The following is a 19,221-nucleotide window of genomic DNA, read 5'->3' on the forward strand; positions in this document are numbered from 1 at the left end:
CTTCTCCGGTCGGAGCGCTCCGACCGGAGCCAAGCGCGTGTGTGAAGAATCTCAGCGGTAGTTGACGAACTGGAGGGCGGTGTCGAGCTTGTCGCCCTCGGGGCCCTTGAGCAGTGCGATCACCGCCTGGAGGTCGTCTCGCGACTTCGAGGAGACGCGGAGCTCGTCGCCCTGGATCTGGGCCTTGACGCCCTTGGGGCCCTCGTCGCGGATGAGCTTGGCGATCTTCTTCGCCGTGTCCTGCGCGATGCCCTCCTTCAGGGGCGTGACGAGCCTGTAGATCTTGCCCGAGGCCTTGGGCTCGCGGTCCTTGTAGTCGAGGCACTTGAGCGAGAGGCCGCGGCGGATGAGCTTGGTCTGGAGGACGTCGAGGATCGCCATGACGCGTTCGGACGAGTTCGCCTCCATCTCGATCGCGTCGCCGCTCAAACGGATCGAGGCGTCGACGCCGCGGAAGTCGTAGCGGGTCGCGATCTCTTTCGCGGTCTGGTTCACCGCGTTGTCGACCTCCTGGCGGTCGAGTTTGGAAACGATGTCGAATGAGGAGTCAGCCACGATCTTCCTTTCGAGTAGCGGACGTGAGCGGCCTGTTCACGTCGTTATCGATTGAACCCGATGCTCGATTGGCAATCGGGGTTCTTTTCCTGTTATTCTTCCACGGCACCGCGAAAGCGGAGCAAGGCGGGGTACCCGAGTGGCCAAAGGGAGCTGACTGTAAATCAGCCGCGGAATGCTTCGGGGGTTCGAATCCCTCCCCCGCCACAGTCCCGGTTCAACCGGGATCTGCGTGTGAGGACCTTCTCAGTCGCGCGGATTGCGAAAGCGGTCCGAACTCGATTAGGCTCTTCCGCGTTGCCCCGATAGCTCAGTCGGCAGAGCGTCTCCATGGTAAGGAGAAGGTCAAGGGTTCGATTCCCTTTCGGGGCTCTGGTCGCGGCCGCAGGTCGCGCCGCGGCGGGGTAGCTCAGCTGGTCAGAGCGCACGACTCATAATCGTGAGGTCGCGGGTTCGAGCCCCGCCCCCGCTACCGATCAAGGTCGCGCGACGACACCACTATTCAGCAAAAGAGGACACACCGTGGCAAGCAAGTCTCAGGATGTTCGCCCCAAGATCACTCTGGCCTGCTCGGAGTGCAAGGAGCGCAACTACATCACGAAGAAGAACCGTCGTAACACGCCGGATCGTCTTGAGCTCGCGAAGTACTGCCCCCGCTGCCACAAGTCGACCCAGCACCGCGAGACCCGCTGACGCGAGGTCCGCTGGACGGCCCGAGCTGTCAACCCCCGGAGGATTCCTCCGGGGGTTTCTTGCTGCGCATGGGTCAAGTCCCTGATCGGGGTTAAAGGGCAGAGCATGGGCTTAATAAGGGCGAGACGCGTTGGCTTGACCTGAAGCTTTCGGCTCTGCGGCGACAAGTCGGACTGTGTGCGGTCCGCTGCTGGCGACAAGTCGGACGTGACATACGGGGTCTGTGACAACAAGTCGGTCATTGCGGCAGTACAGGGGCCGCAAATCCTCATCTGGACTGCGGATTCAGCGAGAAACCCCTGTGTGATGTCCGAGTTGTTGCCGGGGCGGGGCGGGTGAGTTGGGGGTTGTGTCCGAGTTGTTGCCGGGGCGGGGCGGGTGAGCTCGGGGCTATGTCCGACTTGTTGCCGGGTCGGGCCGGTCGAGGAGATCGCGCAGGGGGCTGTAGTGGAGTTCGACGGCGGCGTAGTAGTCGTCGAGGTCGCCCTTCTCGCAGGCGTCGAGAATCGCGTCGTGGGCTGCGGCCGTGAGCAGGGAGGCTTCGCGCCCGGCTTGACGCAGGGTGGGGCCGACGGTCCGGTGGATGAGCCACATCGCCGAGGTGAGCTGGCTGAGGATCCTGTTGTCGAGGTAGCTCAGCAGTCCGAGGTGGAAGTTGATGTCCTGTTCGTAGTAGCTCTCGCCCTTGTCCCCGTGCTCGCGCATCTCGGCGACGCAGCGTCGGAGCTCCGAGTTGCGCGTTCCCCTCATGGCCGTGACGAGGTCGACGCCGATGCCGAGGTCGAGCGCCTTGCGGATGTCGACGACCTCGGCGAGGGACTTGTAGCCGTCGCCGGCGTCGAGGGCGGAGCGGAGGATGAGGGTCTCGACGAGCGGGTCGAGGGACATCGCGCCGACGTAGCTTCCTGATCCCCGACGGGAGTGGACGATGTCGAGCGCGTCGAGTTTGCGCATGGCCTCGCGCACGGAGGAGCGCGAGACGCCGAGGTCCGCGCAGAGTTCGGCCTCGGTGGGCAGGGGGTCGCCGGTTTGGAGCTCGTGGGCGAGGATATAGCGCTTGATCGCGTCCATCGTCATCGCGGAGCGGTTCGCTGAAGGGCCTTCGGGCGTCGAGTTCGGCACCTTTGAGAGGGTATCAGCCGCATGATCCCGGGGATGGGCGCCGCCGTTATCAAATTGATGCATTGCGCGGACCCCCTTCGTGCGGAAAACCGCTTGCGCGAAGTTGTCAGACAACATATGGTCATCCTATCGGAAGCGAGACATCCCCTCGTGACCGTTCGACACTCGATGATGAGGAGAGAACCCATGCGGATTGGAAAGCGCTGGGCCGGGGGCGTCGCCCTCATGGCGACGGCCGCACTGACCCTCGCCGCCTGCGGCGGCGGATCCACGACCGATGCCGCGGCCAGCGGCGACACCGCCGCGACCGGACTCGGCGGCGAGATCAACGCCGGCGTCGCCTACGAGACCACCGACTACAGCTCGATCACCTCCTCGGCGCTCGCCGTCGGATCGAACCTCCAGGTCCTCGAAGGCCTCTACCAGCTCGACATGTCCACCTATGAGGCCTTCCCCGCCCTCGCGAGCGGCGACCCGGTGGCGGTCTCCGACACCGTGTACGAGATCACCCTCCGCGACGGTGCGAAATTCTCCGACGGCAAGGAGGTCACCACCGAGGACGTCCTGAGCTCCTACGGCCGCACGACCGCAGAGGGCTCGATCTACGGCCAGTTCTTCGACTTCGTGAAGTCCGTGACCGCCAAGGACGACAAGACGATCACCGTCGAGCTCAACTACCCCTTCGCCAACGTCGCCGCCCGCTTCGCGGACATGAAGGTCGTCCCGACGGCCATGAACGACGACGAGCTCAAGGCGCACCCGATCGGCACCGGCCCCTACAAGTACGAGTCGATCACGCCGACCGAGATCACCGCGGTGCCCAACGAGTTCTACAACGGCGCTCACCCGGCCACCGTCAAGACCCTTCGCTGGCACGTCCTCAAGGACGACTCCGCGCGCCTCGCCGCGGCCCTCGACGGCACGACCGATGTCATGGAGGCGGTTCCCGCCTCTGCGGCCGAGCAGCTCAAGGCCGCCGGCTGGACGGTCGACTCCGTGCCCGGCTACGGCAACCCCTTCCTCATGTTCAACACGATGAAGGCCCCCTTCAACGACGCGAAGGTCCGCCAGGCGATCCACAAGGCGATCGACAAGAAGAAGCTCATCGAGGTCGGCATGGAAGGCGAGGCCGTTGAGGCGACCTCCTTCCTCCCCGAGTCCAACCCGGCCTACAAGAAGACCGCGACCCAGCTCTCCTACGATCTCGAGGGCGCGAAGGCCCTCCTCGCCGAGGCGGGCGTCTCCGGCCTCACGATCAACCTCGTGACGACCGACCACCCGTGGGTCACCAACCTCGTCCCGCAGATCAAGTCCGACCTCGAGGCCCTCGGCCTGACCGTCAACCACTCGCCGATGGCCTCGGCCGACCTCTACTCGAACGTCACCGACGTCGACGAGCCGACCTACGACCTCGTCCTCGCCCCCGGCGACCCCTCGGTCTTCGGCGCCGATCCGGGCATCATCCTCTCGTGGTGGAACGGCGACAACGTCTGGACCCAGAAGCGCACCTTCTGGCAGAAGTCCGATCCGGAGACCTTCCAGGCCTTCCAGGCCCTCTTCAACGAGGCGCTCCAGCTCGACGGCGACGCCGCGAAGCAGAAGTGGGGCGAGGCCCAGGACCTCCTCGCCGAGCAGGCGGTCCTCTACCCGCTCTTCCACAAGAACATGCTCACCGCGTACAACGGCGAGAAGCTCGACGGCTTCAAGTCGATCGCCGCGACGGGCATCCAGCTCATCGACGTCAAGGTCAAGTGAGCTGAAGCCGGCCAGGGGCGCCCTCGGCTCCCGATCGCTCGGACGACCCGAGCGGCGATGAGGACCGGGCCCGGCCGGAACGACAACCGGAACGCATGAAGGAGGGGCGGTGCGCGCCGCCGCCCCTCCTTCATGCTGCGGGACGAACGAATGAGGAGTGAAGCCGTGCCGTCTCCAGGAGTGAAGCAGTGAACAATCTATTGAGGCTCATCGGGCGGCGCCTGCTCGCCCTGCCGATCATGATCATCGGCGTCTCCGCCCTCGTCTTCTTCATCATGTCGCTCTCGCCGATCGACCCGGCCTACTCGGCACTCGGTGAAACGGCGAGCCCCGAGGCCCTCGAGGCCTACCGCCTCGAGCACGGGCTCAAGGACCCGCTGCTCGTCCAGTACGGCAACTACCTCCTCGGGATGCTCCACGGGGACCTCGGCACCTACGGGGTCGGCACCGGCAACAGGGTCTCCGACCTCATCGGCACCGCGCTCCCGATCACCATGCAGCTCACCTTCCTCGGCCTGCTCTTCGCGATCCTCATCTCCTTCCCGCTCGGCGTGCTCGCGGCCCTCCACCGGGACTCGTGGCCCGACCAGCTGATCCGCGTCTTCTCCGTCATCTCGATCGGAACCCCCTCCTTCTGGCTCGCAGCCCTCCTCGTCATGGCCTTCGTCCAGAAGCTCCCCGTCTCCGGCGCGCTCCCGCACTTCAGCGACGACCCCCTCGGCTGGTTCCTGCGCATGCTGCTGCCCTCCATCGCGCTCGCCGTCCCCGTCGTCGGCCAGATGACCCGGGTCGTGCGCACCTCGATGGTCGAGGAGCTGGACCGCGACTACGTCCGCACGGCCCTCGGCGCGGGCATCCCGAAGTGGATCGTCGTCGCCCGCAACGTCCTGCGCAACGCGCTCATCACCCCCGTGACCGTTCTCGGCCTGAGGATCGGCTACCTCATGGGCGGTGCGGTCGTCATCGAGATCATCTTCTCGATCGACGGCATGGGCAAGGCGGTCCTCCTCAAGGGCATCCAGCAGAACTGGGTGACCCTCGTCCAGGGCGGGGCGCTCGTCGTCGCGATCGCGTTCATCGTCGTCAACATCATCGTCGACATGCTCTACCTGCTCATTAACCCGCGAATCCGATCGGTGTGATGATGAATCAGAAGCTCAAACTCGACAAGGTCACGCGCCCGGGCTCGCGCTTCACGCGGATCTCGGCGATGTCGCTCGGATCGAAGATCTCGATCCTCGTCCTCGCCCTCGTCATCCTCGTGTCCTTCCTCGCGCCCGTCATCTCCCCGTACTCCCCCGAGGAGATCTTCACGAAGTGGGAGGCCCCGAGCGCCGCCCACCTCTTCGGCACCGATCACATCGGCCGCGACATCCTCGCGCGCGTCCTGTACGGCGGGCGCTACTCGATGCTCATCGGCCTGTTCTCGATGCTCATCGCCCTCCTCTTCGGCGCGATCATCGGCTCGATCGCCGCGGTCGTCCGCAAGTCGCTCGCCGAACTCATCATGCGCATCCTCGACGTCATCATGGCCGTCCCCGGCATCGCGATGGCCGCCGTCACGGTCCTCGTCTTCGGTCGCGCGCTGCAGTCCTCGGGCAACACCATCGGCCTCGTCGCCGTCATCATCGCCTCCATCGCCTTCGTCTACATCCCCCAGCTCGCGAGGATCGTGCGGGCGAACGTCATGGCGGCCTACGGCGAGGACTACGTCCGCGCGGTCGTCGTATCGGGCGCGAGGGCGCCCTGGATCCTCGTCAAGCACGTCATGCGCAACACCGCGGCCCCCGTCCTCGTCTTCGCGACGGTCCTCGTCGCCGACGCGATCATCCTCGAGGCGTCCCTGACCTTCATCGGCTCAGGATTGCCCGCGACGATGGTCCCGACCTGGGGCAACGTCCTGTCCGAGGCCTCCTCGAACCTGTCGGTCATGCTCGGCAAGTGGTGGACCGCCTTCTTCCCGGGCATGTTCATCACCGCGACCGTCCTGTGCCTCAACATCCTCTCCGAGGGCATCACCGACGCCATGGTCGCCGCCCCGAAGGGCCCGGCCGTCGCCCAGGTCTCCTCCGATTCCGAGCGCGAGGCCGACCGCCTCCTCCTCGATCCGCGCCGCGCGCACGCCGAGCAGGCCGAGTCGCTCCAGGCCAGCCTCGACGCCCTCGAGAGCGTCGAGGAGAAGCGCGACGACCGCTTCGCCCCGGCATCCGGAGCCGCCCCGCTCCTCGAGGTGAAGAATCTGAGCATCCGCTTCCCCAACCACGGGGAGGTCGACGTCGTCGACCACGTCTCCTTCGCCGTCAAGCCCGGCGAGACGATGGGCCTCGTCGGCGAGTCCGGGTGCGGCAAGTCGATCACCGCCTTGTCGATCATGGGGCTCATCAGCCCCAAGGCGAAGCTCGCGGGGGAGATCCTCTACCAGGGGAGGAACCTCCTGGAGATGAAGCCGGAGGAGCGCCAGGGGCTCCTCGGCAACGAGATGGCGATGATCTACCAGGACGCCCTCTCCTCCCTCAACCCGGCCATGCTCATCAAGGCCCAGATGAAGCAGCTGACCAGCCGCGGCGGCACCCGGAGCGCCGAAGAACTCCTCGAGCTCGTCGGCCTCGACCCGAAGCGGACCCTCGAGTCCTACCCGCACGAGCTCTCGGGCGGCCAGCGCCAGCGCGTCCTCATCGCCATGGCCCTCACCCGCGACCCGAAGCTCATCATCGCCGACGAGCCGACCACGGCCCTCGACGTGACCGTTCAGAAGCAGGTGATCGCCCTGCTCAACGACCTGCGCGAGAAGCTCGGCTTCGCGATGATCTTCGTCTCCCACGACATCGCCCTCGTCGCCGAGGTCGCCCACTCGATCACGGTGATGTACGCGGGCCAGGTCGTCGAGCAGGGGCCGACCTCCGAGCTCCTCATGAATCCGACGCACGAGTACACGCGCGGCCTCCTCGGCGCGGTCCTCTCGATCGAGGCGGGCAAGGGCAGGCTCCACCAGGTGCCCGGCGCGGTCCCCTCGCCGAGGGACTTCCCCAAGGGCGACCGCTTCGCCCCGCGGAGCTCGCATCCGGACTACGGCCTCGACATCCGCCCGGTTCTCACCGAGGTCGGACCCGATCACGTCTACGCGGCCCTGCCGCCCGAGCCGGGCGCCCTCGTCGGCGCGAAGGAGGCTGAATGATGAGCGAGAGCACCCCGATCATCGAACTCCAGGACGTCCACGTCACCTTCGCCTCGAGGACGGGCTCCCTGTTCCGCCCGAACCAGGTCAGGGCCGTGCGCGGCGTGACCATGCGCGTCGAGAAGGGCCAGACGCTCGGGATCGTCGGCGAGTCCGGCTGCGGCAAATCGACGACCGCGAACGTCATGTGCGGCCTCGTCGCCCCGACCTCCGGCAAGGTCTTCTTCAAGGGCGAGGAGGTGACGAAGCGGACCGCCGAGGCACGCAGGCGCATCGGCCGGGTCGTCTCGGTCGTCTTCCAGGACCCGGCGACGGCCCTCAACCCCCGCATGGTCGTCCGCGACCAGCTCGCCGACCCGATGCGCGTCCACGGGATCGGCACCGAGGCCGAGCGGATGAAGCGGGTCCACGAGCTCATCTCGATGGTGGGCCTGCCCGTCTCGGCGCTCGACACCCTGCCCGGTCAGCTCTCGGGCGGCCAGCGCCAGAGGGTCGCGATCGCCCGGGCGCTCGCGGTCGGCCCGGACGCGATCATCGCCGACGAGCCGACCTCCGCGCTCGACGTGTCGGTCCGCGCCCAGGTGCTCAACCTCCTCATGGACCTCAAGCGCGAGCTCGACCTCGCGATGGTCTTCATCTCCCATGACATCCAGACGGTCCGCTACATCTCGGACCGGATCGCAGTCATGAACGCCGGCGTCGTCGTCGAAGAGGGCCCCGCCGCAGAGCTCCTCGCGAATCCGCGCGACCCCTACACCCGCACCCTCCTCGGAGCCGCTCCCTCGCTCCTCCACCCCACGATCGAAGGAATCGCATGAACACCCCCATCACGGGAGTCGTCCCCCCGCTCGTCGTCCCCCTGAAGGACGGCGCTCTCGACCTCCCCTCGCTCGAACGCCACATCGACCGGATGCTCGAGGCGGGCATCCACGGCCTCTTCGTCAACGGCTCGAGCGGCGAGGTCGCCTTCTCGGGCGATGCGCGCCGCGACGAGGTCCTCGAAGAGGCCCTGCGCATCGTCGACGGCAGGATCCCGGTGCTGGCCGGCGTCATCGACACGGAGACCGAACGCGTTCTGGCGCACATGCGCCGCGCCGAGGCCCTCGGCGCGAATGCGATCGTGGCGACCGCGCCCTTCTACGCCCTGCAGGGCGAGACCGAGGTGGCCGAGCACTTCCGGATCCTGCGCCAGGAGACGGGCCTGCCCCTCTTCGCCTACGACATCCCGGTGTGCGTCCATTGGAAGCTCTCGAACCCCCTGCTCCTCGAGCTCGGCGCCGAGGGCGTCCTCCAGGGCGTCAAGGACTCCTCCGGCGACGACGTCGCCTTCCGCTGGCTCGCCCTGGCCAACGAGAGGATCGGCCATCCGCTCAGCCTGCTCACCGGCCACGAGGTGGTCGTCGACGGCGCCTACATGTCGGGGGCCGACGGCTGCGTCCCCGGCCTGGGCAACATCGACCCGGCGGCTTACGTCCGCCAGTGGAACGCCTACCGGGCGGGCGATTGGGCCGCTGTGCGCGCCGAACAGGACCGTCTCGCGGACCTCATGCGCATCGTCCAGGTCAAGGGCGTCCAGGGCTTCGGCGCGGGCGTCGGCGCTTTCAAGGCGGCCCTCAAGGCGCTCGGCGTCTTCGAGTCCAATGAGATGCCGCGTCCGGTCAAGGCGCTCGAGGGCGAGAACTACGCGTGGGTCGAGAAGGTCCTGCGCGAGGTCGGTCTGGACTCGTGAGCACCCTCCTCGCCCTCGACATCGGCGGCACGAAGGTCGCGTGGGCGCTCGTCCGCGCGCAGGACCTGGCCGTCGAGGAGCGCGGGGAGATCGCGACCCTCGCGCACGAGGGCGGGGCCGCGGTGGCCCGGCGGATCGGAGCCGAAGCGGCTCGCATCGTCCGCGCCCGCCCCGATATCGAGGGGATCGCCGTCGCCAGTGCGGGGGTGGTCGATCCCGAGGCGGGGCGGATCGTGTCGGCGACGAGCACGATGCCGGGCTGGGGCGGCACCGAACTCGCGCGCATCCTGCGTGAGGCGAGCGGCACGGGCGCCGTCGAGATCCTCAACGACGTCCACGCCCACGGGCTCGGCGAAGCGCGTCTCGGCGCGGGCCGCGGCTGGGGGACGGTGCTGGTGCTCGCAGTCGGCACGGGGATCGGCGGGGCGCTCGTCGTCGGCGGCGAGCCCGCCCTGGGCGATCACTTCCTCGCCGGGCACTTCGGCCACGTCCATCACCGCCTCGGAGCGGGGATGCCCTGCTCCTGCGGGCGCGAGGGCCATATCGAGGCCTTCTGCTCCGGTTCGGGCATCACCGCCTGGTATGAGTCCCGGCGCGGCCCGGGCGACCCCGCAGCGGCGAACGGCCGGGAGCTTCAGGCGCTCGCCGATTCGGGGCACGGGCTCGCCAGGGCCTGCTTCGCCGAATCCGGATGGGCGATCGGCGAGTGCCTCGGCTCCCTCGCCAACTGCCTCGATCCCTCCCTCATCGTCCTGTCGGGATCGATGACGCGTTCGGGGCCGCTGTGGTGGGAGTCCGTCAAGAGCGGCTACGCCGAGCAGGCGATGAACGCGGTCGCCGATATCGGCATCGTGCCCGGGACACTGGGCGGTGACGCCCCGCTCCTCGGGGCGGTCCTCCACTTCCTCAATCGTCACGGCGCCGCGCCCCGGGATCAGCGGTGTGCCCATCCGCCGTCATCGCGACCCGTCTGAAAGAAGGAACACCGATATGCATCCGATCATCGAAGGACTGCGCGGGAAGCTCATCGTCTCCGTCCAGGCGTACCCGGGCGAGCCGATGCGCAACCCTGAAACGATGGCGCAGATCGCCCGTGCCGCCGAGATCGGCGGGGCCGCCGCGATCCGCTGCCAGGGGCTCTCGGACATCGCGGCCATCAAGGGGCGCGTCGAGGTCCCGGTCATCGGCCTGTGGAAGGAGGGGCACGAGGGCGTGTACATCACGCCTTCGCTCCGTCACGCGAAGGCGTGCCGGATGGCCGGAGCGGACATCGTCGCGATCGATGCGACTTCGCGTCCGCGCCTCGACGGCCTGAGCTTCGCCGAGACGACGGCCGCCATGCACGCCGAGGGGGCCCTCGTCATGGCGGACTGCGGCTCCTACGAGGACGCGAAGAACGCCTACGACGCCGGCGCCGACATCTTGTCGACGACGCTCGCCGGGTACACGGGCGATCGTCCGCTGACGGAGGGCCCGGATCTCGAGCTGCTGGCCGAGGTCGTGGCGGCCTTCCCGGACCGGCCGGTGATCTGCGAGGGCCGAGTCCACACGCCGGCCGATGCCGCGGCCGCCCTCGACGCGGGGGCCTTCGCCGTGATCGTCGGGACGGCGATCACCCACCCGACCCGCATCACCACCTGGTTCACGAAGGCGATCGAGAACCGCTGAATCCCGCAAGGCCCGCGGGGAGCGCCGCATCCGCGCTCCCCGCGGACCCGACGCGCGTGCCGGAAGGAGGAGGTGCGATGAGGAGCCGAGCGATCATCACGGGCCGGCCTGAGAAGGGGGCGATCATCGCCTTCGCGGACCCGGGTCGGGCCTTCGCCCTCGCCGATGCGCTCGAGGGGCTCGCCGATTCCCGGCGCCTCGTCGTCGCGGACATCCCAGCTCCGCCTGAGGGGGCCGCCTCTGACGCGGCCTCAGACACTGCCGTCGCCTTCGCGGTCGAGCAGCTCCACCGCATCCCCATGGGCGCCGCGGTCCTCGTCGGGGCGGGGCCGGTCGGCTCCCGCCTCGCGGCGGCGGTCGCCCGTGCGCTGCCCTCATCCTGCCGGGCCCTGTTCCTCACCGACGAGGGGGCCCGCGCCTTCCTTCGCCCGGCGCAAGGCCCCGCCCTCGGCGAGGACGGCGGCGCCCCCGGAGTGCGCGCGCCCGCGGTCTTCATCGCCGAGGACGCCCTGCCCGCGACCCTGCGCGAACTCCTGGATTCCGCGGCCGAGGCCGAGAGCGCGCGCCCCTGGGTCCTCCCGGAGATCGCCGAACTGCTCGCGGCGAACCCCCAGGCCCCGCAAATGGACCTCGCGGCCGCCCGCGAGCGCGGCGAGCGCATGAATCCCCCGATGGAGCCTCCGGCTGATTGCGAGCTCGTCATCGAGGAGCTCGCGGGCGTCGAGAACAGGATCATGACCCCGGCGGGGAAGCGGACCGGGCTGGTCCTCTTCCTCATCCACGGCGGAGGGTACGTCATGGGGAGCGCGCGTTTCGAGGACCGGCGGTGCGCGGACATCCTCCGCTCCTTCACGCCCTTGCTCTTCGCGGATTCGGATCTCGCAGTGACGACCGTCGTCCCGGAGTACGCGCTCGCTCCCGAGCATCCCCACCCGGCGGGGCTCGAGGACGCGCTCGCCTCGCTCCGCGCCGTATTCGAGCGCTACCCGGATGCGCCGATCGTCCTGTACGGGGATTCGGCGGGATCGGGAATGGCGAACCAGGTGCTGCGCCGCCTCGGCTCGGCCGAGCTCGGGCGGATCCGCGGGGCGATCCTGCTGGAGCCCTGTTTGGACCCGGCATTCGACTCGCGCTCGTCCTGGGAGAACCGCGAGGGGCCCGGGTGGACGCGTCAGCTCGCCGTCGACTCCTGGCGGGCCTACCTCGGCGGGAATGCGAAGCCCTGGGAGGTCCATCCTCCCGTGCGCGACCTTCCCGCAGGATTCCCGCCCCTCCAGGTCTTCGTCAACGCGGCGGACCCTCTGAGGGATGAGGCCTTGGAGTGGGCCTTCGAGCTCGCCCGTGCGGGCGTCAAGGTCGAACTCCACTGCTTCCCGGGCACGACTCACGGCTGGCTCTCCGCTCCGGGCACCCGGATCTGGGAGAGGGTGAAAGACGAGATGCGGTCATTCTTCGAGTTCTGCCTCGAAGAGGCCCCCGGGCCCCTAGCCTGAGAGTCGGGCCACCGCGTCGCATCAGACTTCCGCATATGAACCAAGAAAGGACTCGCCATGCGAATCGCCATCGTCACTACTCCCGAGGAGATCGCGCGCCTCGCGGCGGACCGGATCGAAGAGGTGTACCGGTCCAAGCCCGACTTCGTCCTCGGGCTCGCCACCGGGTCGTCCCCGATCGGGCTGTACGACGAACTCGTCCGTCGCTATGAGGCGGGACGGATCTCCTTCGCGAAGGTCCGCTCCTTCAACCTCGATGAGTACGTCGGCCTCCCGAAGGATCACGTCGAGGGCTACGCGAACTTCATCCGACGCCACCTCGTCGGCCGTGTCGACATGCCCGAGGGCGCGGCGCACGGCCCGGACGGCTGGGCCGAGGACCTCGACGCCGGGGCCGCCGCCTACGATCAGGCGATCAAGGACGCGGGCGGGATCGACATCCAGGTCCTCGGCATCGGCTCGGACGGGCACATCGGCTTCAATGAGCCGGGCGGCTCCCTGTCCTCGCGTACGCACGTCGGCGTCCTGACCGAGCAGACGCGCCGTGATAACGCCCGTTTCTTCGACGGCGATATCGACCAGGTGCCGACGCACTGCGTGACCCAGGGCATCGGGACGATCATGGAGGCCCGCGCCCAGGTCTTCATCGCGACCGGGGCGGGCAAGGCCCGGGCGGTCAAGGAGATGATCGAGGGCGCGGTCTCCCAGCGCTGGCCCGCGACCGCGCTGCAGTACCACGACGACGTCCTGGTGATCCTCGACGAGGAGGCGGCGGGCGAGCTCGAGCTCAAGGACTTCTACAAGGAGGTCTGGGCGAAGGAGAACGCCTGACGGGCCTTGCTCGTCCCCCCCCCCGTCCCCTCGCGTCGCCCGTCGCGCCCGTGGCTCACCGCCGAGCCTCAGGCGCGGCGGGCGATCCGCGTTCGTCGGCGCCCCGGTCCGGGCGCTCCCCGTCTCAGGGGGAGAACTCCTCGATCGACCGGGCCAGGGCGCCGTGGGAGATCCTCTCGATCCTCTCGACGAGGATGTACGGGTCGGCGTCCATGTCGGTGGCGAGCCAGTGCAGCAGGTGGCCGAGGGGGAGCAGCGAGAAGTGGTCGATGATGAATGCGCGTTCGGCCGGGGCGAGCTCGGCGGCCGCTTCGAACTCGGCGAGGATCGCGACCGTCATCGCCCGGAACTGGCGGTGGAGGAAGCGCTCGAGCTCCTCGTGGCTCAGGGCCGCCAGGGAGAGGTAGGTCTGCTCCTTGTGCCGTTCGAGCCACAGCAGCAGCTCGAGGAAGCCGTCGGACCACTCCTCGTAGGTCGCGTGGGCCATGACCCGGTCGGAGATCTCGGCCTTGAACATCCACACGGCGAGGTCGGCGACCCCTGAGAAGTGGTAGTAGAAGGCCTGACGGGTGATGCCGGTGGCCTCCGTGAGCCTGCGCACGGACACCTTGTCGAGGGGCGTGCGGGCGAGCTCCGCCTTGAGGGCGGCGGCGAGCGCCTCGCGCGTCCGGACGCCGCTCTTGCGATCGATCGCCTCTTGCGAGCCGGGCGGCTCGAGCGTCACTCGCCGCTCCCGTAGCCCTGCGGGTTCTGGGACTGCCAGCGCCAGGAATCGGCGCACATGCGGTCGATGTCGAACTGCGCCTTCCAGCCGAGGACGGATTCGGCCTTCGCGGGGTCGGAGTAGCAGGTCGCGATGTCGCCGGGGCGGCGGGACTCGATGACGTGGGGGATGTCGTGCCCGCAGGCCCGCTCGAAGGCGCGGATGACGTCGAGGACGGAGTAGCCGCGGCCGGTCCCCAGGTTGAAGACCTCGCAGCCCGTCCGCCCGCTCATCCATTCCAGGGCCCTGAGGTGACCGAGGGCGAGGTCGACGACGTGGATGTAGTCGCGCACTCCTGTGCCATCCGGTGTGGGGTAGTCGTCGCCGAAGACGCAGACGCGTTCGCGCCTGCCGACCGCCACCTGCGCGATGTAGGGGACGAGGTTGTTCGGGATGCCGTTCGGATCCTCGCCGATCCGGCCCGAAACGTGCGCGCCGATCGGATTGAAGTAGCGGAGCAGGACGGCGTTCCAGCGCTCATCGGCCTTCGCAGCGTCGATGATGATCTGCTCGATCATCCACTTCGTCCAGCCGTAGGGGTTGGTCGGCGTCCCCTTCGGGCACGCCTCGGTGATGGGGATCTGCTCGGGATCGCCGTACACGGTCGCGCTGGAGGAGAAGATGATCGAGAAGCAGCCGTGGTCCCGCATCACTTCGAGCAGGGTGAGCGTCCCGACGATGTTGTTGTCGTAGTACTCGATGGGCTTGTCCACCGACTCGCCGACGGCCTTGAGGCCCGCGAAGTGGATGACGGAGTCGATCGGGTGGGCGGCGAAGATCTTCTCGAGGGCGGCGCGGTCGCGCGTGTCGGCCTCGTAGAAGGTGACGGGGGCGCCGATGAGCTCGCCGACCCGGGACAGGGCCGTGCGGCTGGAGTTGCTCAGGTCGTCGACGACGACGACCTCGAATCCGGCGGCGTCCAGCTCGACGATCGTGTGCGACCCGATATAGCCCGCGCCTCCGGTGACGAGGACCGTTCCCTTCGTGCTCATCCCTGTGCTCCTTCTTCGAAAGCCGAGGCCGTGGCGCACGTCGTCGACGGCGCCGCGTGATGCCGGGACGAGTCTACTCGGCCCCGTCCGAAGAGCGCTAAGCCCCGCCCTCGTCGATGAATGGACGAGGACGGGGCCGGCGAGCGTTCAGCGATTGGCGGCGACGACCGTCCTGTAGGGCTCGAGCTCCGTGTAGAGCTCGTCGCGCAGCGGGTTGAGGCGCTTCTTCACGATCGTGAGCACCTGGTAGACGGCGACCGCGATGTTCGCGGCGAGCGCGATCGCGGACACCGTGAAGAGGGCCGCCGGGTCGTGGCTGGATTCGACGGCGAAGGCCGAATCGGTCACGAAGGAGGGGACGGCCATGGTGAACATCATCCAGAAGGCGAGGGTGTGGGCGCGGTGCTGGAGCCACACGCCCTTCTTGATGAAGAAGGCGGGGATCGTGCACGAGATGAGCAGGGCGGCGCCCGCGTAGAAGGAGTGGTCGCCGACGCAGTTGTACACGTAGGCGAAGTTCCACAGGTCGTAGGCGATGATCCAGAACCAGAGCATGTCCGGCCACACCATGTCCTTGGAGCGGTCCTTCGAGATGAAGATGCCGAACCATCCGCAGATGGTGAGGAGGTTGAGCAGGCCGGCGACGCCGTTCATGTAGTTCCAGGCGCCCGACACCATGAAGACGCCGTCGACCGGGCCGTTCGCGTTCATCGCGCCGACCTGGAAGTCGCGGATGCACGCTTCGAGGATGTTGATCGCGAGGATCGCGGGCGGGAAGATCAGGACGGCCTTCTTGGCGGCGAGGGCGGGCCGGTAGCGGATCGCCATGAAGCCGAGGCAGCCCGCGAGCGCGGAGTAGACCTTCACCCAGTGGAACCAGGTGCCCGTCGAGGAGTCGGGGCCCGCGGTCGTCGGCCATACGAAGATCGTGAGGACGATCGGCAGGACCACGAAGAAGGCCCAGCCGGCGATGCGGGAGCGGCGGCTCGCCTCGTTGAGGAGGATGAGTGCGGCGAGGACGCCGAACCACGCCAGCCATGATGTCAAGGGAATCGGCTCGAAGAGGAACACGACTCCTCCCTTCCATGTTCACTGAGGAGCGCCCTCGCCCCTCGCTCGTCATTCAGCGTATGAGCGCTCGGCCGGGGCCTCATTTGTCAGATCGGCGGAAGTGTCAAGATCCGGCCTGCGCGGCGGGCTGGGCGGGCTGGGCGTCCTCAAGGGGAATGCGCCATCACCCGGGCGCCGTGAACACGCCGCCGCCACCACCTAGAATCGCTGGAGACCGCAAACTTGAGGAGCCGCACATGCCCGCCACGACGCTCGCTGAACTCACGACCTTCCGCGTGGGCGGGCCGATCGGCGCGCTCGTCGAGGCGGCGGATGAGGCGGGGTTCGTCGAGGCGATCCGGCGCGCGGACGAGCGGGGTGAGCCCTTGCTCGTGCTCGGCGGGGGCTCGAATGTGCTGGCCTGCGATGCCGGCTTCCCCGGTGTCGTCGTGCGCGATCGGCGTTCGGCGATCGCGGTGCACTCCGAGGGCGCGGCGGCGGGGCAGGCCGAGGGCGGACCGATCCGGGTCGAAGTCTCGGCGAGCGCCGGCGCCGTGTGGGATGACTTCGTCGTGTGGAACCTCGAGCGCGGCCTGTCCGGTCTGGAGGCCCTGTCGGGGATCCCGGGCACGGTCGGTGCGGCGCCGGTCCAGAACGTCGGCGCCTACGGGCATGAGGTCTCGGATCGTCTGGTCTCCGTCCGGGCCTGGGATCGCGCTGAAGGCGCTGTCGTGGAACTGTCGGCCGCGGATCTCGCCCTGTCGTACAGGGATTCGCTCATCAAGCGCTCGCTTCGCGAGGAGGGTCCCGCCGGGCGGGTGTGGGGGCCGACGGGGCGCTGGGTGGTGCTGGAGGCGCGCTTCGCGCTGGAGGCCTCGGCGATGTCGGCGCCGGTGCTGTACCGCGAGCTCGCGAATCGCCTGGGCGTCGGGGTCGGCGAGCGCGCGGAGGCGCGGCGCGTGCGATCCGCGGTCCTCGACTTGCGGCGTTCGAAGGGCATGGTCGTCGATCCGGCGGATCACGACACTTGGAGCGCCGGTTCCTTCTTCACGAACCCGATCCTTCCCGCCGAGGCCGCTAAGGGGCTTCCCGAGGGCGCGCCCCGTTTCCCCTTGGGGGACGGGCGGGTGAAGACCTCCGCGGCTTGGCTCATCGACCATGCGGGCTTCGCGAAGGGTTTCGCCGTGCCGGGCGCCCGTGCGGGCGGGGCGGCTCTTTCCTCGAAGCACGTGCTCGCATTGACGAATAGGGGAGATGCGAGCGCCGCCGAAGTGGTCGAGCTCGCGCTCGCGGTCCGTGCGGGGGTCGAGGAGCGTTTCGGGGTGCGTCTCGTGCCCGAGCCCGTCGGCGTGGGCGTCACCTGGTAGTGGCGGTCAGGGGCGGGATGCCGCCCAGGCCTCGATCCGCCCGTGCCATTTGCGTTTGGAGCTCTCCGAGGCGAGGGAGGCGTCGATCGACTGCTTCGCCAGGTTCGCGAGCGTGGCGTCTGAGAACTTGAAGACTTCGCGCGCCCTCGCGTACTGGTCGAGGAGGCGGGAGCGGAAGAGGAGGGGGTCGTCGGCGCCGAGGGCGACGGTCGCTCCTCGGGAGATGAACTCCGGCAGGGGAACCGCTGAGAAGTCGTGGTAGACGCCGAGGTGCACATTCGAGGTGGGGCACACTTCGAAGGCGACGCGGGCCTCGATGAGCCGGTCGAGCAGTTCCGGGTCTTCGACCGTGCGCACGCCGTGCCCGAGGCGCGCGGGTTTGAGGGCCGTGATGACTTCGCGCACGGAATCGGGGCCGAGGAGCTCGCCCCCGTGGGGGAGGGAGGCCAGGCCCGCCCTGGCGGCGATCCGGAATGCGGCGGAGAATGCGGAGGTCGTCCCCATCCGCTCGTCGTTGGACAGGCCGAAGCCGACCACTTCGCCCGGTCCATCGCCCGCGTAGCGCGCGGCGAGGCGCGCCAGGGTCCGCGCGTCGAGGGGATGGCGGATCCGTGAGGCGGCGACGATGATGGCGACTTCGACGCCGGTGTCGCGAGTCGCGGACTTGGCTTCGTCGCAGACGATTTCGAGGGCGGGGGTGATGCCTCCCACCCAGGGGGCGTAGGAGGTCGGATCGACTTGCATTTCGAGGCGCACCGAGCCTTCGGCGGCGTCGTCCTCGGCCGCCTCGCGCACGATCCTGCGCATCGCCGATTCGGAGCGCACGAGTTGGCGCGCGGAGTCGTAGGAGCGTTGGAAGCGGAACCAGCCGCGTGAATCGGCGGGAACGGTGAGCGGATCGATGTCGAGGAGGTGCGGGGGGAGGCGCACCGATTGCTCGCGCGCGAGATCGATGAGGGTCTGGGGCCTCATCGCCCCCGTGAAGTGCAGGTGGAGGTGCGCTTTCGGGAGGGAGGCGAGGTCGCGGCGGCCTTGGGGCGTCGCCGGGGCGATGGTGAGATTCGGTGCGGCGTCGGCCTCCGCTCGTCCCATTCGGGTGCGGGGGCCGGGAGCAGCGGGCATCAGTGCTCGTCCAGCCACATGACGATGTCGCGGATGAGGCCCGGTCCTTCGGGTTCGTTGAGGACTTCGTGGTAGGCGCCGTCGATGATCCGCAGGTGGATGTCGGCATCGGGACGGGCGGCCCTGGCCGATTGGACGAAGGCCCGTGATCCGCCGAGGGAGGCGAGGGCATCGGCCGAACCGTGAAGGATGAGCATCGGCGTCGTCGCGCGGCCGGCGTTGTCGAGGACGCGCCCGCCCTGGACGACCATCGTCGCACCCGTGAGGATCGGCACCGGGCCCGTGTAGGTGAGGGGATCGGCGTCGAAGGCCTCTTGAACCCGGGGGTCTCGGGAGAGGTCAGAGGGGGCGTCGGGCTTGCGCGCGGGTTTCGCAGCGAGGCCGGGGGCCAGGCGGGCGAGGCTGAGGAGTGCTTCGGCGGCCTTGACGGGAACGGGCGGAAGGGGCCGGAATGCGGGGCCGGTGAGGACGACGCCTCTGAGGCGGCGGGGGTCGAGGAGGGATGAGGCCGCGGTGATGAGCCCTCCCATCGAATGTCCGAAGAGGAAGAGATCCTCGGTGCGCGAGTGGGCGAGGACGATGCGGCGCGCGTCGAGGTGATCGTTGATGAGGCGTCCGACGTCGACGCGCGAGCGCGGGCCGGGCGCCGTCCCGTGCCCGTAGTGGTCGTAGAAGGCGATGTCGTATCCGGCCGTGACGAGGGCGTCTTGGAGGGGGCGGAAACGGCCCGAGTGCTCGGCGTAGCCGTGGGCGAGGAGGACGGTGCCCTTGGGTGAATCGGTTTCGGCGCGACGGTACTGCATGTCCATGCGTCAATTGTGGCAGCTCGCGCCCGCTTTCACCCCCTTTTCCGGCCAGAAGCGCGGTTCGAGGGGCTGCGGGCGCCTCAGTCGGGGGGGGGACTTT

Annotated in this window: 18 protein-coding genes and 3 tRNA genes; 14 read left to right on the forward strand and 7 right to left on the reverse strand. The window is 68.7% G+C overall.

The window, feature by feature from the left end; genetic code table 11:
- Nucleotides 1–51: 51 nt before the first annotated feature.
- The gene (locus ACQY7V_RS05285; protein WP_277299354.1) at nucleotides 52–555 is read right to left on the reverse strand and encodes a YajQ family cyclic di-GMP-binding protein; all 504 of its coding nucleotides are present in this window, start codon (nucleotides 553–555) and stop codon (nucleotides 52–54) included.
- A 125-nt stretch (nucleotides 556–680) separates the two neighbouring features.
- Here ACQY7V_RS05285 and ACQY7V_RS05290 point away from each other — a divergent pair.
- The 4 genes from ACQY7V_RS05290 to rpmG all read left to right on the forward strand — a co-directional run bounded on the left by ACQY7V_RS05290 (nucleotide 681) and on the right by rpmG (nucleotide 1,248).
- Nucleotides 681–762 (forward strand) — tRNA-Tyr (locus ACQY7V_RS05290).
- A gap of 92 nt (nucleotides 763–854) precedes the next feature.
- Nucleotides 855–927: transfer RNA gene (locus ACQY7V_RS05295), tRNA-Thr, on the forward strand.
- 26 nt (nucleotides 928–953) lie between these two features.
- Nucleotides 954–1,027: transfer RNA gene (locus ACQY7V_RS05300), tRNA-Met, on the forward strand.
- A 50-nt stretch (nucleotides 1,028–1,077) separates the two neighbouring features.
- On the forward strand, nucleotides 1,078–1,248 hold the full coding sequence (gene rpmG / locus ACQY7V_RS05305) for a 50S ribosomal protein L33 (protein WP_154475165.1): 171 nt from the start codon (nucleotides 1,078–1,080) through the stop codon (nucleotides 1,246–1,248).
- A gap of 390 nt (nucleotides 1,249–1,638) precedes the next feature.
- Here the strand turns inward: rpmG and ACQY7V_RS05310 are convergent, their stop codons facing one another.
- On the reverse strand, nucleotides 1,639–2,370 hold the full coding sequence (locus ACQY7V_RS05310) for a FadR/GntR family transcriptional regulator (RefSeq protein ID WP_428639232.1): 732 nt from the start codon (nucleotides 2,368–2,370) through the stop codon (nucleotides 1,639–1,641).
- A gap of 186 nt (nucleotides 2,371–2,556) precedes the next feature.
- On the opposite strand from ACQY7V_RS05310, the gene ACQY7V_RS05315 reads away from it, so the two are divergent.
- The 9 genes from ACQY7V_RS05315 to nagB all read left to right on the forward strand — a co-directional run bounded on the left by ACQY7V_RS05315 (nucleotide 2,557) and on the right by nagB (nucleotide 13,021).
- A complete protein-coding gene (locus ACQY7V_RS05315; RefSeq protein ID WP_303775932.1) occupies nucleotides 2,557–4,125 on the forward strand; it encodes an ABC transporter substrate-binding protein in 1,569 nt (522 codons plus the stop codon).
- 188 nt (nucleotides 4,126–4,313) lie between these two features.
- On the forward strand, nucleotides 4,314–5,267 hold the full coding sequence (locus ACQY7V_RS05320) for an ABC transporter permease (protein ID WP_235361754.1): 954 nt from the start codon (nucleotides 4,314–4,316) through the stop codon (nucleotides 5,265–5,267).
- Between the two features lie 2 nt (nucleotides 5,268–5,269).
- Entirely contained in the window at nucleotides 5,270–7,300 is a 2,031-nt protein-coding gene (locus tag ACQY7V_RS05325) for a dipeptide/oligopeptide/nickel ABC transporter permease/ATP-binding protein (protein ID WP_154476663.1), read from the forward strand.
- Entirely contained in the window at nucleotides 7,300–8,118 is an 819-nt protein-coding gene (locus tag ACQY7V_RS05330; RefSeq protein WP_428639242.1) for an ABC transporter ATP-binding protein, read from the forward strand. Before ACQY7V_RS05325 ends, ACQY7V_RS05330 begins: the two co-directional genes overlap by 1 nt.
- Complete coding sequence (locus ACQY7V_RS05335; protein WP_154475163.1) at nucleotides 8,115–9,029, forward strand: dihydrodipicolinate synthase family protein; 915 nt, start codon at nucleotides 8,115–8,117, stop codon at nucleotides 9,027–9,029. The genes ACQY7V_RS05330 and ACQY7V_RS05335 overlap by 4 nt, the downstream gene beginning before the upstream one ends.
- Nucleotides 9,026–10,003 carry an ROK family protein gene (locus ACQY7V_RS05340; protein ID WP_320835818.1) on the forward strand — a complete coding sequence of 326 codons (978 nt, stop codon included), beginning with the start codon at nucleotides 9,026–9,028 and terminating at the stop codon, nucleotides 10,001–10,003. The genes ACQY7V_RS05335 and ACQY7V_RS05340 overlap by 4 nt, the downstream gene beginning before the upstream one ends.
- Before the next feature lie 16 nt (nucleotides 10,004–10,019).
- Nucleotides 10,020–10,697, forward strand: coding sequence for an N-acetylmannosamine-6-phosphate 2-epimerase (locus ACQY7V_RS05345; protein ID WP_154475162.1), 678 nt, complete (start codon nucleotides 10,020–10,022; stop codon nucleotides 10,695–10,697).
- 77 nt (nucleotides 10,698–10,774) lie between these two features.
- Complete coding sequence (locus ACQY7V_RS05350; RefSeq protein WP_320835817.1) at nucleotides 10,775–12,190, forward strand: alpha/beta hydrolase; 1,416 nt, start codon at nucleotides 10,775–10,777, stop codon at nucleotides 12,188–12,190.
- Nucleotides 12,191–12,247: 57 nt separating this feature from the next.
- On the forward strand, nucleotides 12,248–13,021 hold the full coding sequence (gene nagB / locus ACQY7V_RS05355; RefSeq protein WP_154475160.1) for a glucosamine-6-phosphate deaminase: 774 nt from the start codon (nucleotides 12,248–12,250) through the stop codon (nucleotides 13,019–13,021).
- Nucleotides 13,022–13,145: 124 nt separating this feature from the next.
- Here the strand turns inward: nagB and ACQY7V_RS05360 are convergent, their stop codons facing one another.
- The 3 genes from ACQY7V_RS05360 to ACQY7V_RS05370 all read right to left on the reverse strand — a co-directional run bounded on the left by ACQY7V_RS05360 (nucleotide 13,146) and on the right by ACQY7V_RS05370 (nucleotide 15,847).
- Complete coding sequence (locus ACQY7V_RS05360) at nucleotides 13,146–13,745, reverse strand: TetR-like C-terminal domain-containing protein (protein WP_320772280.1); 600 nt, start codon at nucleotides 13,743–13,745, stop codon at nucleotides 13,146–13,148.
- Nucleotides 13,742–14,776, reverse strand: coding sequence for a UDP-glucose 4-epimerase GalE (gene galE / locus ACQY7V_RS05365; protein WP_428639237.1), 1,035 nt, complete (start codon nucleotides 14,774–14,776; stop codon nucleotides 13,742–13,744). Before galE ends, ACQY7V_RS05360 begins: the two co-directional genes overlap by 4 nt.
- Nucleotides 14,777–14,923: 147 nt before the next feature.
- Nucleotides 14,924–15,847, reverse strand: a complete 924-nt coding sequence (locus ACQY7V_RS05370) for a DUF5692 family protein (protein ID WP_303773068.1) — start codon at nucleotides 15,845–15,847, stop codon at nucleotides 14,924–14,926.
- 236 nt (nucleotides 15,848–16,083) lie between these two features.
- On the opposite strand from ACQY7V_RS05370, the gene ACQY7V_RS05375 reads away from it, so the two are divergent.
- On the forward strand, nucleotides 16,084–17,193 hold the full coding sequence (locus ACQY7V_RS05375) for a UDP-N-acetylmuramate dehydrogenase (protein WP_320835816.1): 1,110 nt from the start codon (nucleotides 16,084–16,086) through the stop codon (nucleotides 17,191–17,193).
- Nucleotides 17,194–17,199: 6 nt separating this feature from the next.
- On the opposite strand, the gene ACQY7V_RS05380 is transcribed toward ACQY7V_RS05375, so the two are convergent.
- Together ACQY7V_RS05380 and ACQY7V_RS05385 are read right to left on the reverse strand one after the other, a co-directional pair.
- A complete protein-coding gene (locus ACQY7V_RS05380; protein ID WP_407826309.1) occupies nucleotides 17,200–18,315 on the reverse strand; it encodes an adenosine deaminase in 1,116 nt (371 codons plus the stop codon).
- Entirely contained in the window at nucleotides 18,315–19,124 is an 810-nt protein-coding gene (locus ACQY7V_RS05385; RefSeq protein WP_235361746.1) for an alpha/beta hydrolase, read from the reverse strand. Before ACQY7V_RS05385 ends, ACQY7V_RS05380 begins: the two co-directional genes overlap by 1 nt.
- Nucleotides 19,125–19,221 lie beyond the last annotated feature (97 nt).

Source organism: Schaalia sp. (assembly GCF_050312375.1).
Taxonomy (GTDB): domain Bacteria; phylum Actinomycetota; class Actinomycetes; order Actinomycetales; family Actinomycetaceae; genus Pauljensenia; species Pauljensenia hyovaginalis.

What these genes read in the sequence shown, in the direction of transcription:
- galE (WP_428639237.1), bottom strand. Translation starts at nt 14,776, where the DNA reads ATGAGCACGAAGGGAACGGTCCTCGTCACCGGAGGCGCGGGCTATATC.
- ACQY7V_RS05380 (WP_407826309.1), bottom strand. Translation starts at nt 18,315, where the DNA reads ATGCCCGCTGCTCCCGGCCCCCGCACCCGAATGGGACGAGCGGAGGCC.
- ACQY7V_RS05345 (WP_154475162.1), top strand. Translation starts at nt 10,020, where the DNA reads ATGCATCCGATCATCGAAGGACTGCGCGGGAAGCTCATCGTCTCCGTC.
- nagB (WP_154475160.1), top strand. Translation starts at nt 12,248, where the DNA reads ATGCGAATCGCCATCGTCACTACTCCCGAGGAGATCGCGCGCCTCGCG.
- ACQY7V_RS05350 (WP_320835817.1), top strand. Translation starts at nt 10,775, where the DNA reads ATGAGGAGCCGAGCGATCATCACGGGCCGGCCTGAGAAGGGGGCGATC.
- ACQY7V_RS05315 (WP_303775932.1), top strand. Translation starts at nt 2,557, where the DNA reads ATGCGGATTGGAAAGCGCTGGGCCGGGGGCGTCGCCCTCATGGCGACG.
- ACQY7V_RS05325 (WP_154476663.1), top strand. Translation starts at nt 5,270, where the DNA reads ATGAATCAGAAGCTCAAACTCGACAAGGTCACGCGCCCGGGCTCGCGC.
- ACQY7V_RS05375 (WP_320835816.1), top strand. Translation starts at nt 16,084, where the DNA reads ATGCCCGCCACGACGCTCGCTGAACTCACGACCTTCCGCGTGGGCGGG.
- ACQY7V_RS05335 (WP_154475163.1), top strand. Translation starts at nt 8,115, where the DNA reads ATGAACACCCCCATCACGGGAGTCGTCCCCCCGCTCGTCGTCCCCCTG.
- ACQY7V_RS05330 (WP_428639242.1), top strand. Translation starts at nt 7,300, where the DNA reads ATGAGCGAGAGCACCCCGATCATCGAACTCCAGGACGTCCACGTCACC.
- ACQY7V_RS05385 (WP_235361746.1), bottom strand. Translation starts at nt 19,124, where the DNA reads ATGGACATGCAGTACCGTCGCGCCGAAACCGATTCACCCAAGGGCACC.